The sequence below is a fragment of the Micromonospora krabiensis genome (assembly GCF_900091425.1).
Classification (GTDB): Bacteria; Actinomycetota; Actinomycetes; order Mycobacteriales; family Micromonosporaceae; genus Micromonospora; species Micromonospora krabiensis.
The window spans coordinates 5,347,563-5,359,718 of the sequence record NZ_LT598496.1; the positions used below are offsets into that span (position 1 = coordinate 5,347,563).

The 12,156-nt window shown below is 73.9% G+C and carries 15 protein-coding genes; 8 read left to right on the top strand and 7 right to left on the bottom strand.

Annotated elements, in window-relative coordinates:
* Positions 1 to 78: 78 nt before the first annotated feature.
* Positions 79 to 1,038, top strand: a complete 960-nt coding sequence (locus tag GA0070620_RS24510; protein ID WP_091594622.1) for an asparaginase — start codon at positions 79 to 81, stop codon at positions 1,036 to 1,038.
* 108 nt (positions 1,039 to 1,146) lie between these two features.
* Here the strand turns inward: GA0070620_RS24510 and GA0070620_RS24515 are convergent, their stop codons facing one another.
* Complete coding sequence (locus tag GA0070620_RS24515) at positions 1,147 to 1,944, bottom strand: alpha/beta fold hydrolase (RefSeq protein WP_091594624.1); 798 nt, start codon at positions 1,942 to 1,944, stop codon at positions 1,147 to 1,149.
* A gap of 112 nt (positions 1,945 to 2,056) precedes the next feature.
* Between GA0070620_RS24515 and GA0070620_RS24520 the strand changes: the two genes are divergently transcribed.
* The 5 genes from GA0070620_RS24520 (at position 2,057) to GA0070620_RS24540 (ending at position 5,407) form a co-directional block, all read left to right on the top strand.
* Complete coding sequence (locus GA0070620_RS24520) at positions 2,057 to 2,698, top strand: helix-turn-helix domain-containing protein (protein WP_091594626.1); 642 nt, start codon at positions 2,057 to 2,059, stop codon at positions 2,696 to 2,698.
* Positions 2,695 to 3,390 (top strand): hypothetical protein, encoded by a 696-nt coding sequence (locus tag GA0070620_RS24525; RefSeq protein ID WP_091594628.1) that lies wholly within the window; start codon positions 2,695 to 2,697, stop codon positions 3,388 to 3,390. Before GA0070620_RS24520 ends, GA0070620_RS24525 begins: the two co-directional genes overlap by 4 nt.
* Before the next feature lie 69 nt (positions 3,391 to 3,459).
* Positions 3,460 to 3,774, top strand: a complete 315-nt coding sequence (locus GA0070620_RS24530) for a DUF2516 family protein (RefSeq protein WP_091594630.1) — start codon at positions 3,460 to 3,462, stop codon at positions 3,772 to 3,774.
* Complete coding sequence (locus tag GA0070620_RS24535) at positions 3,771 to 4,658, top strand: alpha/beta fold hydrolase (RefSeq protein ID WP_091594633.1); 888 nt, start codon at positions 3,771 to 3,773, stop codon at positions 4,656 to 4,658. Before GA0070620_RS24530 ends, GA0070620_RS24535 begins: the two co-directional genes overlap by 4 nt.
* Before the next feature lie 11 nt (positions 4,659 to 4,669).
* Positions 4,670 to 5,407, top strand: coding sequence for an alanyl-tRNA editing protein (locus GA0070620_RS24540; protein ID WP_091594635.1), 738 nt, complete (start codon positions 4,670 to 4,672; stop codon positions 5,405 to 5,407).
* Positions 5,408 to 5,432: 25 nt separating this feature from the next.
* On the opposite strand, the gene GA0070620_RS24545 is transcribed toward GA0070620_RS24540, so the two are convergent.
* Entirely contained in the window at positions 5,433 to 6,059 is a 627-nt protein-coding gene (locus GA0070620_RS24545) for a CGNR zinc finger domain-containing protein (RefSeq protein WP_091594636.1), read from the bottom strand.
* Positions 6,060 to 6,123: 64 nt separating this feature from the next.
* On the opposite strand from GA0070620_RS24545, the gene GA0070620_RS24550 reads away from it, so the two are divergent.
* The gene (locus GA0070620_RS24550; protein WP_091594638.1) at positions 6,124 to 6,573 is read left to right on the top strand and encodes a VOC family protein; all 450 of its coding nucleotides are present in this window, start codon (positions 6,124 to 6,126) and stop codon (positions 6,571 to 6,573) included.
* Between the two features lie 44 nt (positions 6,574 to 6,617).
* Complete coding sequence (locus GA0070620_RS24555) at positions 6,618 to 7,532, top strand: SDR family oxidoreductase (RefSeq protein WP_091594640.1); 915 nt, start codon at positions 6,618 to 6,620, stop codon at positions 7,530 to 7,532.
* On the opposite strand, the gene GA0070620_RS24560 is transcribed toward GA0070620_RS24555, so the two are convergent.
* The 5 genes from GA0070620_RS24560 to GA0070620_RS24580 are packed head-to-tail and all read right to left on the bottom strand — an operon-like array spanning position 7,523 to position 12,104.
* The gene (locus tag GA0070620_RS24560) at positions 7,523 to 8,512 is read right to left on the bottom strand and encodes a helix-turn-helix transcriptional regulator (protein WP_091594642.1); all 990 of its coding nucleotides are present in this window, start codon (positions 8,510 to 8,512) and stop codon (positions 7,523 to 7,525) included. The genes GA0070620_RS24555 and GA0070620_RS24560 overlap by 10 nt on opposite strands.
* A 24-nt stretch (positions 8,513 to 8,536) precedes the next feature.
* Positions 8,537 to 9,172 carry a response regulator gene (locus GA0070620_RS24565; protein WP_091594644.1) on the bottom strand — a complete coding sequence of 212 codons (636 nt, stop codon included), beginning with the start codon at positions 9,170 to 9,172 and terminating at the stop codon, positions 8,537 to 8,539.
* On the bottom strand, positions 9,169 to 10,440 hold the full coding sequence (locus GA0070620_RS24570; RefSeq protein WP_091594646.1) for a sensor histidine kinase: 1,272 nt from the start codon (positions 10,438 to 10,440) through the stop codon (positions 9,169 to 9,171). The genes GA0070620_RS24565 and GA0070620_RS24570 overlap by 4 nt, the downstream gene beginning before the upstream one ends.
* A gap of 10 nt (positions 10,441 to 10,450) precedes the next feature.
* Complete coding sequence (locus GA0070620_RS24575) at positions 10,451 to 11,185, bottom strand: ABC transporter permease (RefSeq protein ID WP_091594648.1); 735 nt, start codon at positions 11,183 to 11,185, stop codon at positions 10,451 to 10,453.
* A gap of 10 nt (positions 11,186 to 11,195) precedes the next feature.
* Positions 11,196 to 12,104 carry an ABC transporter ATP-binding protein gene (locus GA0070620_RS24580; protein ID WP_091594650.1) on the bottom strand — a complete coding sequence of 303 codons (909 nt, stop codon included), beginning with the start codon at positions 12,102 to 12,104 and terminating at the stop codon, positions 11,196 to 11,198.
* Between the last annotated feature and the right edge of the window lie 52 nt (positions 12,105 to 12,156).

The following is a 12,156-nucleotide window of genomic DNA, read 5'->3' on the forward strand; positions in this document are numbered from 1 at the left end:
CCACTCCTGTCACGAGTTTCCGTACCACCTGGTCACCCCGCCAGCGTCCCCCTCCGACCCGTCGGTACCGTCCACACCGTGGGAAAGACGTACGAGGGCGGCGCGCCGCTCGCCGAGGTGGTCCGGTCGGGGTTCGTGGAGGGGGTGCACCGCGGCTCGGTCGTGGTGCTGGACGCGTCGGGGGCACCGGTCGCCACCGCCGGAGACGTCACCTCGCCGATCTTCCCCCGCTCGGCCAGCAAGCCGATGCAGGCAATCGGGATGCTCCGCGCCGGCCTGTCGCTGACCGATCCGGCCGACCTGGCGCTGGTCTCGGCCAGCCACGCCGGTGAGCAGTTCCACCTGGAACGGGTGGCTGCCCTGCTCGCCGACGCCGGGCTGGACGAGTCGGCGCTGCACTGCCCGCCGGACCTGCCGGTCGGTGAGGCGGCGCGGGCGGCGGTACTGCGGGCCGGCGGCGGGCCGACCCGGATCCAGATGAACTGCTCCGGCAAGCACACCGGGATGCTGCTCACCTGTCAGGTCGCCGGCTGGCCGCTGGACGGGTACTGGCGGCCGGAGCACCCGTTGCAGCAGGGTCTGCGGGCCGCGATCGAGGAGTTCACCGGCGAGGAGGCCGCAGCGGAGGGCGTGGACGGCTGCGGCGCGCCGGTGCTGGCGGTGTCGCTGACCGGCCTCGCCGGGGCGTACCTCCGGCTCGTCTCGGCGGACGCCGGCTCGGTGCCCCGCGCGGTGGCGGACGCGATGCGCGCGTACCCGGAGATCGTCGGCGGCACCGAGGCCGACGACACCCGGCTGATGCGCGGGATTCCGGGGATGCTGGCGAAGGTCGGCGCGGAGGGCGTGATCGCCGCGGCGCTGCCCGGCGTGGGCGCGGTGGCCCTGAAGGTCGACGACGGCGCGGGTCGGGCTCGGATGCCGGTGCTCGTCTCGGCGCTGCGCCGCCTCGGCGTGGACGCCCCGGTGCTCACCGAGTACGCCGAGGTCCCCCTCTTCGGCGGCGGCGTCCCGGTAGGAGCCGTAACCCCCCTCTGGTAGCCCACCCGCCGCCCGCCGGCCTGCGGTGATCAAGAGGTTCGCGTCGGACCGGAGATCGGACCTGACGCGAACCTCTTGATCAACCGTGGTCTGGGCGGGCGGGGCGCCCTAGGGGAGGAAGTTCAGGAGGGCGGCCGTCACCGGCTCCGGGCGCTCCAGCGGGGCCAGGTGGGCGGCGTCCGGGATGTCGGGCAGGCGGATTCCGCGCGGCGCCTCGGCGGCGATGCGGTCGGCCAGGCGGTGCAGGTCCGGGACGTCGTGGACGCCGGAGCAGGCCGCCACCGGCATGCTCAGCTCGCCGAGCCGCTCGATCGCCGGCGGGTCGAGTTCGTCGGCGTCCACCGCGCTGAGCGCCAGCTCCGCGGCGAGGGCCCGCTGGTCCATCTCCTCGGCGAAGCGGATCAGCTCCGGGTCGACGTCCGCCGGCTGGCGGCTCGGACCCACCACCCAGAACCGCACCTCGCCCGCCGCGGTGGCCGGGAAGTCCTCCGGGTCCAGCTCGCCGACCAGCTCCTCCCAGAGCTGCTCGGTCTCCTCGGACCACTCGTTGCCGGAGACCGGGGCGCCGAAGAGGGCCAGCGCCGAGATCCGTCCGGGGTGCGCGAGCGCGGCGTCCACCGCGACCTTGCCGCCGAAGGAGCAGCCGACCAGCGCGGCGTGGGGCAGGTCGAGCGCGTCCAGCAGTCCGACCACGTCGTCGTGGTGGGCGAACGGGGCCGGGGGTAGCTCCGACTCGCCGTAGCCACGAAGGTCCAGCGCGATCACCCGGTGCGCGGTGGCGAGCGCGTCGACCACGCCGCGCCACATCCGCCGGTCCGCGATGCCCGCGTGCAGCAGCACCACCGGGCTGCCGGTGCCGGTGTCGTCGTACGCGAGCACCGCACCGTTGACTTCGATCTTGGTCATCGGAGGACCGTACGCAGCGAACGACCGGACACGCAAGGACGTACCTGAGACATCGCTAACTCTGGTTAGCATTCTGCTTGCAAGAGTTAGCACCCGGAGCTACCGTCGAGTCATGGCCAGTGGTAAGGACCTTCCCGACATCGGCGGGTTCATTCGCGACCTCCGGCGGAACGCGAAGATCTCGCTGCGTCAGCTCGCCGACCAGGCGGGAGTCAGCAACCCGTACCTCAGCCAGATCGAGCGTGGCCTGCGCAAGCCGAGCGCCGAGGTGCTCCAGCAGATCGCCAGCGCGCTGCGCGTCTCCACCCCGGCCATGTACCTGAGGGCCGGGCTGCTGGACGACAAGGAGGGCCAGGGCGTCCTCGCGGCCATCGCCGTGGACCCCGACCTGACCATGGCGCAGAAGCAGTCCCTCAGCCAGATCTACGAGACCTTCCGCCGGGAGAACGTCCGGCTCGCCGAGGCGACGGCCGCGGCGAACGACAACGCCGCCGGGCCCGGCGCGCCGAACGACAACGCCGCCGGGGCGGCCGCGACCACCACGCCGACCGCCGGCCGGCCCGCCACCCCCGGCGAGTCGGCGGGCCTGGTCAACCCCGCGGCCACCGGACCCACCACACCGGACGGCACGCCGACGGAGGCCGTCCTGGAGTCGGTCGCCGTCACGGAGGCCGGCCCGGCACCCGCCCCGACCAGCACCACGACCCCTGCGAACCAGAAGGCCGCCGAGGCGGCCGAGGAGGAGACGTCATGACCCAGCCGAAGACCAACCGCATCCCGGCCCCGCTCTACGCCGCCGCCGGCGCCGGCGAACTCGCCCTCGAGCAGCTGCGCAAGCTGCCCACCGTGGTCAGTGACCTCGGCACCCGGGTGGTCGCCGACCTGGGCGGCAAGGCCGTCCTGACCGGCCTCGAACTGCGTGAGAAGGCCACCGCGACGCTGCGCACCGCCAACGAGACGGTGGGCACCCTGCGCGGCGGCAGCGTCCCGGCCGACCTCGCCAAGCTCCGCGAGGCCGCCGACCTGGCCAAGCTCCGCGAGGCCGCCGACCTCGACCGGCTGCGCGCCGCGGCCACCCGCAACGCCGCCGTCGTCGTGGCCGGCGCGCAGGTCGCGCAGGAGCGGGCGCTGGCCGCGTACGGTGCGCTGGTCGCCCGTGGCGAGCGCGTGGTCGGTGCCGGTGTGCTGGAGGCCGCCGACACGGTGAACGCCGACATCGAGGCGACCGAGGCGCAGCGCGTCGAGACGCCGGCCGCCGAGGCCGCGCAGCCTGCCGCCGCGACCACCGAGGACGTTCCGACCCCGGCCGAGGTCGCCGAGGTCGCCACCCCGAAGCCGGCCACCGTCCGGAAGGCCACCGGCGCGCGGAAGGCCACCAAGGCGGCCGCCACTCCGTCGGCGAAGCTGCCCCGGGCCACCAAGCGGACGCGTCCCGCGGCCGAGTGACGACCAACCGGCGACCCCGGAGGCGTTCCTGTCGGACGTTTCCGGGGTCGCCGACATAAGCTTGCCGTCATGGCCAACGCCGCGCCGCTCTTCGCCTTCGAAGTCCGCTCCGTCATCGAGCTGATCCTTCTCGTCTTCGCGCTGATCATCCAGGGCGTCGCGCTGGTGCACGCCATCACGCAGCGATCCGACGCCTTCGCCGCCATCGGCACCCTGCCGAAGGGCGGCTGGATCGCCATCCTGGCGGTCTGCCTGGTGCTGACGCTGCTCGGCTTCGGCCCGATCAGCCTCTTCGGACTGATCGGCATCGCCGCCGCGCTGATCTACCTGCTGGACGTCCGCGTCGGCCTGCGCGACCTGAGCGACGGCAAAGGCTTCTGGTGAGAGGTTTCCGCTGGCCGCCCCCGCCGGACGGCGGGCCCCGCACCTGGGGTCCGGGGCCGGGGGCACCGCGGACCGGCCGGCCGGCCCTGCCCGAGCCGGAGACCGACCTGGTCACCACGCCGCACGGCGTACGCCTGGAGCGGCTGGTCACCGGCACCGGTGACCCGGTCACGGTGTTCGCGCACGGGCTTGGCAACGGCATCGCCACGACCCGCCCGTTCGGCAGCGGGGTCACCGGTCGCCGCGTGTTCTTCCAGTTCCGGGGGCACGGCCGCTCGGACGCGCCGCCCGGGTCGTGGGATTACGCCGACCTGGCCCGTGACCTGCGGGCGGTCGCCGACCTGGAGGGGGCCGGCCGTGCCTTCGGCGCGAGCCTGGGCGCGGGGGCGCTCTGTCGGCTGCTGGTCGAGAGCCCGGAGCGCTTCGACCGGCTGGTCTTCTTCCTGCCCGCCGTGCTCGACCGGCCGCGCGGCGAGGTGGCCCGGCAGCGGCTGACCGCGCTGCTGGAGGCGGTGGAGAGCGGCGACGCGTCGGCGGTCGCGGAGGTCGTGTCCGTCGAGTTGCCGCCCGCGGTGCGCAACACGCCGGCCGGGTGGGCCTACCTGCGTCAGCGCCTCGACCAGCTGCTGCGGGACGGGCTGGCTTCCGGGCTGGCGAGCCTTCCCGAGCAGGTGGCGGTGCCGAGCACGGACGCGCTGGCCGCGGTGACCGCGCCCGCGTTGGTCATCGGCTGCGTCGGCGACGACCTGCACCCGGTGGAGGTCGCCGAGGAACTCGCGGCCGCCCTCCCGGCGGCCACGCTGCACGTGTACGACCGGCCGGGCGTGCTCTGGTCGGAACGCGCCGACCTGCGTACGCGGATCTCCTCGTTCCTGAACGAGTAACGTGCCCTGACATGGGCGTCACACACCACGGCCGGACGCACCGGCTCGACCTCGCCGACCCGACCTTGCGCGAGTGGGAGTGCACGGTGCTGCATGCCGACCCGGAGCAGGGCATCGTGCTGGACCGGTCGGCGTTCTATCCGGGCGGCGGCGGCCAGCCGCCGGACCACGGGGTGCTGCTCTGGCAGGGCGTGCAGACCCGGATCGTCGGCACCCGCAAGGGCGACGACCTGTGGCTGATCCCCGCCGAGGGTGATCCGCTGCCGCCGGCCGGCACCGTGCTGACGGGTGCGGTGGAGGACGAGCGGCGTACCCGACTGATGCGGACCCACTCGGGGCTGCACGTGCTCTGCGGTGTGGTCTTCCGCGACTTCGGCGCGCTGGCGACCGGCGGCAACATGGAGCCGGGTGAGGCGCGGATGGACTTCAACCTCCCCGAGGTGCCACCGGACTTCAAGACCCGCATCGAAGAGCTGGTCAACGCCGAGATCGCCGCCGACCGGTCGGTCGCGGTGCGGGTGCTGCCCCGGGTGGAGGCGCTGGCCCTGCCCGACATCATCCGCACCCAGTCGAACCTCATCCCGCCGGACGAGCAGGAGGTCCGGATCGTCGACATCGTCGGTCTCGACGTGCAGGCCGACGGCGGTACCCACGTCGCCTCGACCGCGCAGATCGGCAAGGTGCAGGTGGTCAAGGTGGAGAGTAAGGGCCGGGCCAACCGGCGGGTCCGCGTCCGTCTGGCCGACTAGGACAGCCAGGACCGCGGGCCGCGGCTCAGTCGGTGGCTCGCCGGGCGCGCAGCGCCCGGACCTTGTGCCGGTTGCCGCAGCGGTCCATCGAGCACCATCGGCGCTGCCCGGGGCGCGAGGTGTCCACGAACACCAGGTGGCAGTTGTGCGCGCCGCACTCGCGGATCCGGTCGGCGTGCGGACCGCTGAAGAGGTCGACGGCGTCGCGGGCGACGGTGGCGAGCACCTGCCCGCCCCGCGCCGGTAGCCAGCGCCGCGTGCCCTCGACGGTCAGCTCGGGGGCCAGCGGTTCCCCGGCCGCGATCTCGTTGAGGGTGGCGAGGTCGGCGGGGGTGGCCTCGAAGTCGGCGGGGTCGTCGGTCGGTGGCCGGCCGCCGGTCCGGGCGCAGGCGAGGCGCCACAGGGCGTCGCGCAGCCGTCGGGTGGTGGCCAGGTCGTCGGCGTCGACCCGCACCCGCGCCGGGTCGAGGCCCAGCCGGGACAGCTCCAGCCACGCGGCCAGGTCGTCGGGCCGGTGCAGGGCCTCGTAGCGGCGGCCCAGCGGGCCGGGGCCGCCGGTGGTGAGGAGCTCCAGGCAGAGGGCGCCGGGGTCGAAGCGGAAGCGGGTGCCCGAGAGAGAGACCAGGGTGAGTCCACTTGCGCCGTCCGTCATGTAACCACTATAAACGGTTACTGAGGCGGCCCGCTCGGGCGGCCGCGGCCGGAGGTGAGCACGGATGGCCCTGCACTGGAAGCTCGTCGTCGACTGCGCGGACGCGATCCCGCTGGCCCGGTTCTGGGCGGCCGCCCTCGACTACGACGTGGAGGACAACAGCGCCCTCATCGATCGCCTGGTCGAGGTGGGCGCGGTCGGCCCGGAGGCGTACGTCGAGATCGACGGCCGGCGCGTGTTCCGCGAGCTGGCCGGGATCCGCCACCCGGACGACCCGGTCGACCCGGACAGCGGCATCGGTCTCGGCCGGCGCCTGCTCTTCCAGGCCGTGCCCGAGCCCAAGCGGGTCAAGAACCGGCTGCACCTCGACCTGCACGTCGGCCCCGCGGACCGGGAGGTGACGGTGAAGCGGCTGACCGGGTTGGGCGCCACCGTGCTGGCGGAGGTGGACGACCGGGGCAGCCGGCACACCACGATGGCCGACCCGGAAGGCAACGAGTTCGACGTGCAGTGAAAATCTGACGTCGCCTGTCACCTTTCGCTGGCAGGCTCGCCGGCATGACGAAACCGCTGACAGGAAGGGTCGCCCTGGTCGCCGGGGCGACCAGGGGCGCGGGCCGGCAGATCGCCGTCCAGCTCGGCGCGGCCGGGGCCACCGTCTACGCGACCGGGCGCAGCAGCCGGGCCGGTCGCTCGGAGCTGGACCGGCCGGAGACGATCGAGGAGACCGCCGAGCTGGTCACCGCGGCCGGCGGTGAGGGCATCGCGGTCCGGGCCGACCACCTCGTCCCCGAGCAGGTGCGCGACCTGGTCGACCGAATCGATGCCGAGCGGGGCCGCCTCGACGTGCTGGTCAACGACATCTGGGGCGCCGAGCCACTGATCACCTGGGACAAGCCGGTGTGGCAGCAGCCGCTGGACGCCGGCTTCCGCACCCTGCGGTTGGCGATCGACACCCACATCATCACCAGCCACTTCGCGCTTCCCCTGTTGACCCGCCAGCCCGGCGGCCTGGTCGTGGAGATCGGCGACGGCACGAAGGCGTACAACGACGAGAACTACCGGCTCTCCCTCTTCTACGACCTGGCGAAGGTGTCGGTGAACCGGCTGGCGTTCAGCCAGGCGCACGAGCTGGAGCCGTACGGCTGCACGGCCGTCGCGCTGACGCCGGGCTGGCTGCGGTCGGAGCTGATGCTGGAGATCTTCGAGGTCACCGAGGAGAACTGGCGCGACGGCGCGGCGAAGGACCCGCACTTCGTCATGTCGGAGACACCGGCCTTCGTCGGGCGGGCGGTCGCCGCCCTGGCCGCTGACCCGGACCGGGCCCGCTGGAACGGCCAGTCCCTCGACGCCGGTGGCCTCGCCCAGGTCTACGGGTTCACCGATCTCGACGGCACCCGGCCGAACTTCTTCCGCTACCACGAAGAGGTGATCAAGCCGGGCCGCCCGGCGGACGACACCGGCTACCGCTGAGCCGTGTCGGCGTTCGCGTAGAGCGCCGCCGAGCGCATCGCCGCCTCGGCCATCCGCCGCCGCAGCTCGGGCGGGTCGAGCACCTCCACCTCCGGCCCCAGCGAGAGCAACTGGGCGTACGCCACCTCGACGGACTCGACGGGCAGCCGCAGCACCACCCGGCCCTGCCCGTCGGGTCCCTCGGCCGCGGCTACCGCCTCGTCGTACACGAAGGGGGCGTCGGCGAGATGGCGCAGCCGGCGCAGGCCGGCGGGGCTCAGCCGAACGGTCACCTCGGCCCGGAGCATGCTCCGGAGGAACGCCTCGCCCTGCTCCCGCCAGTACCCGGCCAGGTCGAAGTGCTCGTCCCGTTCGAAGGTCGCCGCCCCCACCGCCACCTCGGTGACCCGGTCCACCCGATAGGTCCGGTGGTCGTCGCCGACCCGGCCGACCAGATACCAGACCCCGCTCTTGAGCACCAGCCCGTAGGGCCGCAGCTCGCGGGTGACCTCCCGGTCGCCGCGCCGGTAACGCAGCCGCACCTCCCGGTCCCGCCAGACCGCCCCGGCCAGCTCGGTCAGCCGGGCCGGGGGTGCGGCCTCCCGGAACCAGCCCGGCACATCCAGGTGGAACCGCTGGCCGGTGCGGGCGGCCGCGTCGCGCAGGCTCGGCGGCAGCGCGGCGAGCACCTTCAGCTCGGCGGCGGTGACCGCGTCGGCCAGGCCCATGTCCCCGGCGGGCCCGGGCAGCCCGGCGAGGAACAGCGCCTCCGCCTCGTCCCGGGTCAGCCCGGTCAGCCGGGTCCGGTAGCCGCCGAGCAGCCGGTAGCCGCCCGCCCGGCCGCGGTCGGCGTAGACGGGCACCCCGGCGGCCGAGAGCGCCAGCACGTCGCGGTAGACGGTCCGCTCGGAGACCTCCAGCTCGCGGGCCAGCTCGGCCGCGGTCATCGTCTCCCGCGACTGGAGCAGCAACACCAACGAGATCAGCCGGGACGCCCGCACCACTCCATCCTGCCCCGGGCCGGATCACCGCCCGCCGGGGGTGAGCAGGCCCCGGTCGTACGCCACGGCCACCGCGGCCGCCCGGTCGTTGACCCCGAGTTTCGCGTAGACGTGCAGCAGATGGGTCTTGACGGTGGCCTCGCTGATGAACAGGCGGGACGCCGCCTCCCGGTTGGAGGAGCCGCGCGCGACCAGGGTCAACACCTCCAGCTCCCGCTGGCTCAGCGGCTCCTCCGCCGGGGCCCGGAGTCGCCCCATCAGCCGCCCGGCCACGCTGGGCGCGAGCACCGACTCGCCGCGTGCCGCCGCCCGCACGGCCCGGACCAGGTCCTCACGCGGCGCGTCCTTCAGCAAGTATCCGGTCGCGCCGGCCTCGATCGCCGGCAGCACGTCCGCGTCCGTGTCGTACGTGGTCAGCACCAGCACCTTGGCCGGGCTTCCGGAGCGGGCCAGCCGGCCGATCGCCGTCACCCCGTCCATGCCGGGCATCCGCAGGTCCATCAGCACGACGTCGGGCCGCAGCGACGCGGCCAGGGCCAGCGCCTCGCCGCCGTCGCCGGCCTCGCCCACCACTTCGAACCCCGGGTCGCCGGTGAACATGCCGCGCAGCCCGTCCCGCACCACCGGGTGGTCGTCGACGATCAGCAGCCGTACGGTCACGCGGCACCTCCCGGGAGCGCGGGGACGGACGCCGAGACGGCGGTGCCGCCGCCCGGCTCGGACTCGACGGCCAGCTCGCCGCCGACACGGGTGACCCGCTGACGCATGACCGTGAGGCCGTAGCCACCGTCCGGCCGGCGCGGCGCCGGCAGGTCGCCCGGGTCGAAGCCGGCCCCGTCGTCGCGGACGTCCAGCGTGACCACGTCCTCCATGTACGACAGGGTCAGCCCGACCCGGGACGCCTTGGCGTGCCGGCCCACGTTGGCCAACGCCTCCTGTGCCGCCCGCAGCAGGGTCACCTCGATCTCCGGATGCAGCGGCCGGGCGTCGCCGGTCACGCTCACCTCGGCGCGTACCTCGTTCATCGTCGACCACCGCCCGGCCAGCTCGGCGAGCGCGTCGGGCAGCCGGGCGGACTCCAGCGCCTCCGGGCGGACCGCCCGCACCGAGCGGCGCGCCTCGCTGAGGCTCTCCCGGGCCAGCGTTATCGCCCTGTCCACGTGCCGCTGCCAGTCGGCGCGCCGGTCCCGGGCCTGTCCGGCCGCCTCCAGTTGCGTGATGATGCCGGTGAGTCCCTGAGCGAGGGTGTCGTGGATCTCCCGGGCCATCCGCTGCCGTTCGTCGGTCACCCCGGCCTCCCGGGCCTGCGTGAGCAGTTGGGCGTGCAGCCCCTCGTTCTCCCGCATCGTCTCGGCCAGCCGGCGGTTCGTCTCGGCCAACTCCTCGACCAGCCGCTTGCGGTTGGTGTTCTGCCGGTCGCTGACCAGGCCGAACCAGGTCACGCCGCCGGCCACGCCGACGTTGAACAGCACCAGGACCGCCCAGAGCAGCCAGTGTGCCGGGGACGACGGAAGGCCCCCGCCCTGGGCGGTGCCGAGCAGGACGGCCGTGGCCGCCACCCCGACGAACCGCCACCGGCCGTGCAGCGCCATGACCGAGTGCAGGAACCCGATCCAGGCGAAGAACCCGTACCACGGACTGTCGAGCACCAGCGCGGTGGCGAACGCGAGCAGCCCGACGTAGTAGACCGCCATCAGCCCGCGGCGGGTCACCCAGTCGGGGTGCAGGTTGACGAACCAGGCGACCCAGCACGCGACCGCCACGGCGAGGAACGGGTCGGGGACGAGCGAGAGACCGGTCGGCGCCGGCGCCGCGGCGGTGAGCAGCGCGCCGACCGCCAGGCCGACGTACGGCAGCACGCGATAGAGCGTGACCTCGCGCGACTCCCACGCGGCCAACCGGTCGACCTGCTCGGCGGTGCTGCTCATCGGTCGCTGCTCACTCCCAGCGGAACAGTTTCGCGGCTGCCGCGCCGGCGGTCACCGCGACCACGGCCATTATTGCCAGATGCAGCGGCCGGGGTGGGGTGCCGGTCCAGGCGTCGAGCAGCGCCTGCACCCCGGGTGGCGTGTAGTCGCCGACCCGGGCCAGGAAGTCCGGGAGCAGGAACCGGGGCAGGTAGACCCCGCCGAAGAACATGACGACCAGGAAGAGCGGTACGGCGAGCGCCTGGGCGGCCCTCGTCGTCCGGGCGACGGCGGCGATCAGCAGGCCGAGCGCCAGCAGCGCCGCCGTGCCGAGCACGAAGGCCGCGGTGAAGCCGAGCGGGCGACGGGGCAGCGGCACGTCGAACGCCAGCCGGGCGACCAGGACGAGCAGCAGCGCGCTGGCCAGGATCCCGGCCAGAGCCAGCACCAGTTGGGCGGCGAGCAGCGCGGCCGGGTGCGCCGGGGTGGTCGCCAGCCGACGCAGTACGCCGCGTTCGCGGTAGGTGGCCAGCACGGTGGGCAGGATGTTCACCCCCACCATCGCGAGCGTGACCACGAGCAGGGACGGGGCGAAGTAGCTGACGAAGGTCTGCCCGTCGAAGGTCGGGTCCGGCCTGCGGAGCGTGGGGATCATCCCGAGCACCACCAGGATGAGCGTGGGCAGCCCGACGGTGAGCAGCAGGGTGGGCAGGTCGCGCAGGTAGAGCCGGGTCTCGGTCTTGAGGATCTGGCCGAAGGCGTGCATGGTCTTCCTCTCAGTCGGCGGGCCGGTGCCCGGTCAGCTCGACGAACGCGTCGTCCAGCGTGGACTGCTCCAGGCGCAGGTCGGCGGCGACGATCCCGCTGCGGGCGAGCACGGCGGTGACCGCGTGCAGCAGGTCACCGGTGCCCGTCACCACGAGCTGGGCGCCGGAGCGGGTCACCCCGCTCACCTCCGGCAGGTCGGTGAGCAGCCGGTCGTCCAGCGGCGCGGACGGCCGGAACCGCACCCGCTGCTCCGGGGCCACGGTCGACACCAGGCCGGCCGGGGTGTCGAGCGCGACCACCCGCCCGGCGTCGATCACCGCCACCCGGTCGCAGAGCCGCTCGGCCTCCTCCATGAAGTGGGTGACCAGCACGACCGTCACACCACGGTCCCGGATCCGCTCGACGAGCCCCCACGTGTCCCGCCGGGCCTGCGGGTCCAGCCCGGTGGTCAGCTCGTCCAGAATGGCGATCTCGGGGTTGCCCACCAGCGCCAGGGCGACGGAGAGGCGCTGCTTCTGGCCGCCGGAGAGCTTCCGGTACGGCGTGTTCCGCTTCTCGCCGAGGCCCAGCTCGTCGATCAGCCGGGCCGGGTCGGCCGGGTCCCGGTAGAACGAGGCGTACAGCTCCAGGGACTCGCCCACCCGGAGCCGGTCCGGCAGTTGACTCTCCTGGAGCTGCACGCCCACCCGCTGCCGGAGTTGGCTCGCGTCCCGGCGGGGGTCGAGCCCGAGGACCGACACCCCGCCCCCGTCGGGGACCCGCAGTCCGGCCACGCACTCCACGGTGGTGGTCTTGCCGGCGCCGTTCGGGCCGAGGACACCGAAGATCTCCCCGGCCGCCACGCTGAAGGACACGTCGTCCACGGCGACCAGGTCGCCGTACCTCTTGTGCAGGTTGGTCACCTCGATGACCGGCATCGCCCCACCCTTCGCCGCCGTGCCGTTACCCGTTCAGCGTGGTGGCGACGAG

Bases quoted from the DNA above. Each gene is read 5' to 3' on its own strand.
- GA0070620_RS24555 (WP_091594640.1), top strand. From the start codon at position 6,618: ATGACGAAACCGCTGACAGGAAGGGTCGCCCTGGTCGCCGGGGCGACC.
- GA0070620_RS24545 (WP_091594636.1), bottom strand. From the start codon at position 6,059: ATGACGGACGGCGCAAGTGGACTCACCCTGGTCTCTCTCTCGGGCACC.
- GA0070620_RS24570 (WP_091594646.1), bottom strand. From the start codon at position 10,440: ATGAGCAGCACCGCCGAGCAGGTCGACCGGTTGGCCGCGTGGGAGTCG.
- GA0070620_RS24580 (WP_091594650.1), bottom strand. From the start codon at position 12,104: ATGCCGGTCATCGAGGTGACCAACCTGCACAAGAGGTACGGCGACCTG.
- GA0070620_RS24540 (WP_091594635.1), top strand. From the start codon at position 4,670: ATGGGCGTCACACACCACGGCCGGACGCACCGGCTCGACCTCGCCGAC.
- GA0070620_RS24550 (WP_091594638.1), top strand. From the start codon at position 6,124: ATGGCCCTGCACTGGAAGCTCGTCGTCGACTGCGCGGACGCGATCCCG.
- GA0070620_RS24530 (WP_091594630.1), top strand. From the start codon at position 3,460: ATGGCCAACGCCGCGCCGCTCTTCGCCTTCGAAGTCCGCTCCGTCATC.
- GA0070620_RS24575 (WP_091594648.1), bottom strand. From the start codon at position 11,185: ATGCACGCCTTCGGCCAGATCCTCAAGACCGAGACCCGGCTCTACCTG.
- GA0070620_RS24520 (WP_091594626.1), top strand. From the start codon at position 2,057: ATGGCCAGTGGTAAGGACCTTCCCGACATCGGCGGGTTCATTCGCGAC.
- GA0070620_RS24525 (WP_091594628.1), top strand. From the start codon at position 2,695: ATGACCCAGCCGAAGACCAACCGCATCCCGGCCCCGCTCTACGCCGCC.
- GA0070620_RS24515 (WP_091594624.1), bottom strand. From the start codon at position 1,944: ATGACCAAGATCGAAGTCAACGGTGCGGTGCTCGCGTACGACGACACC.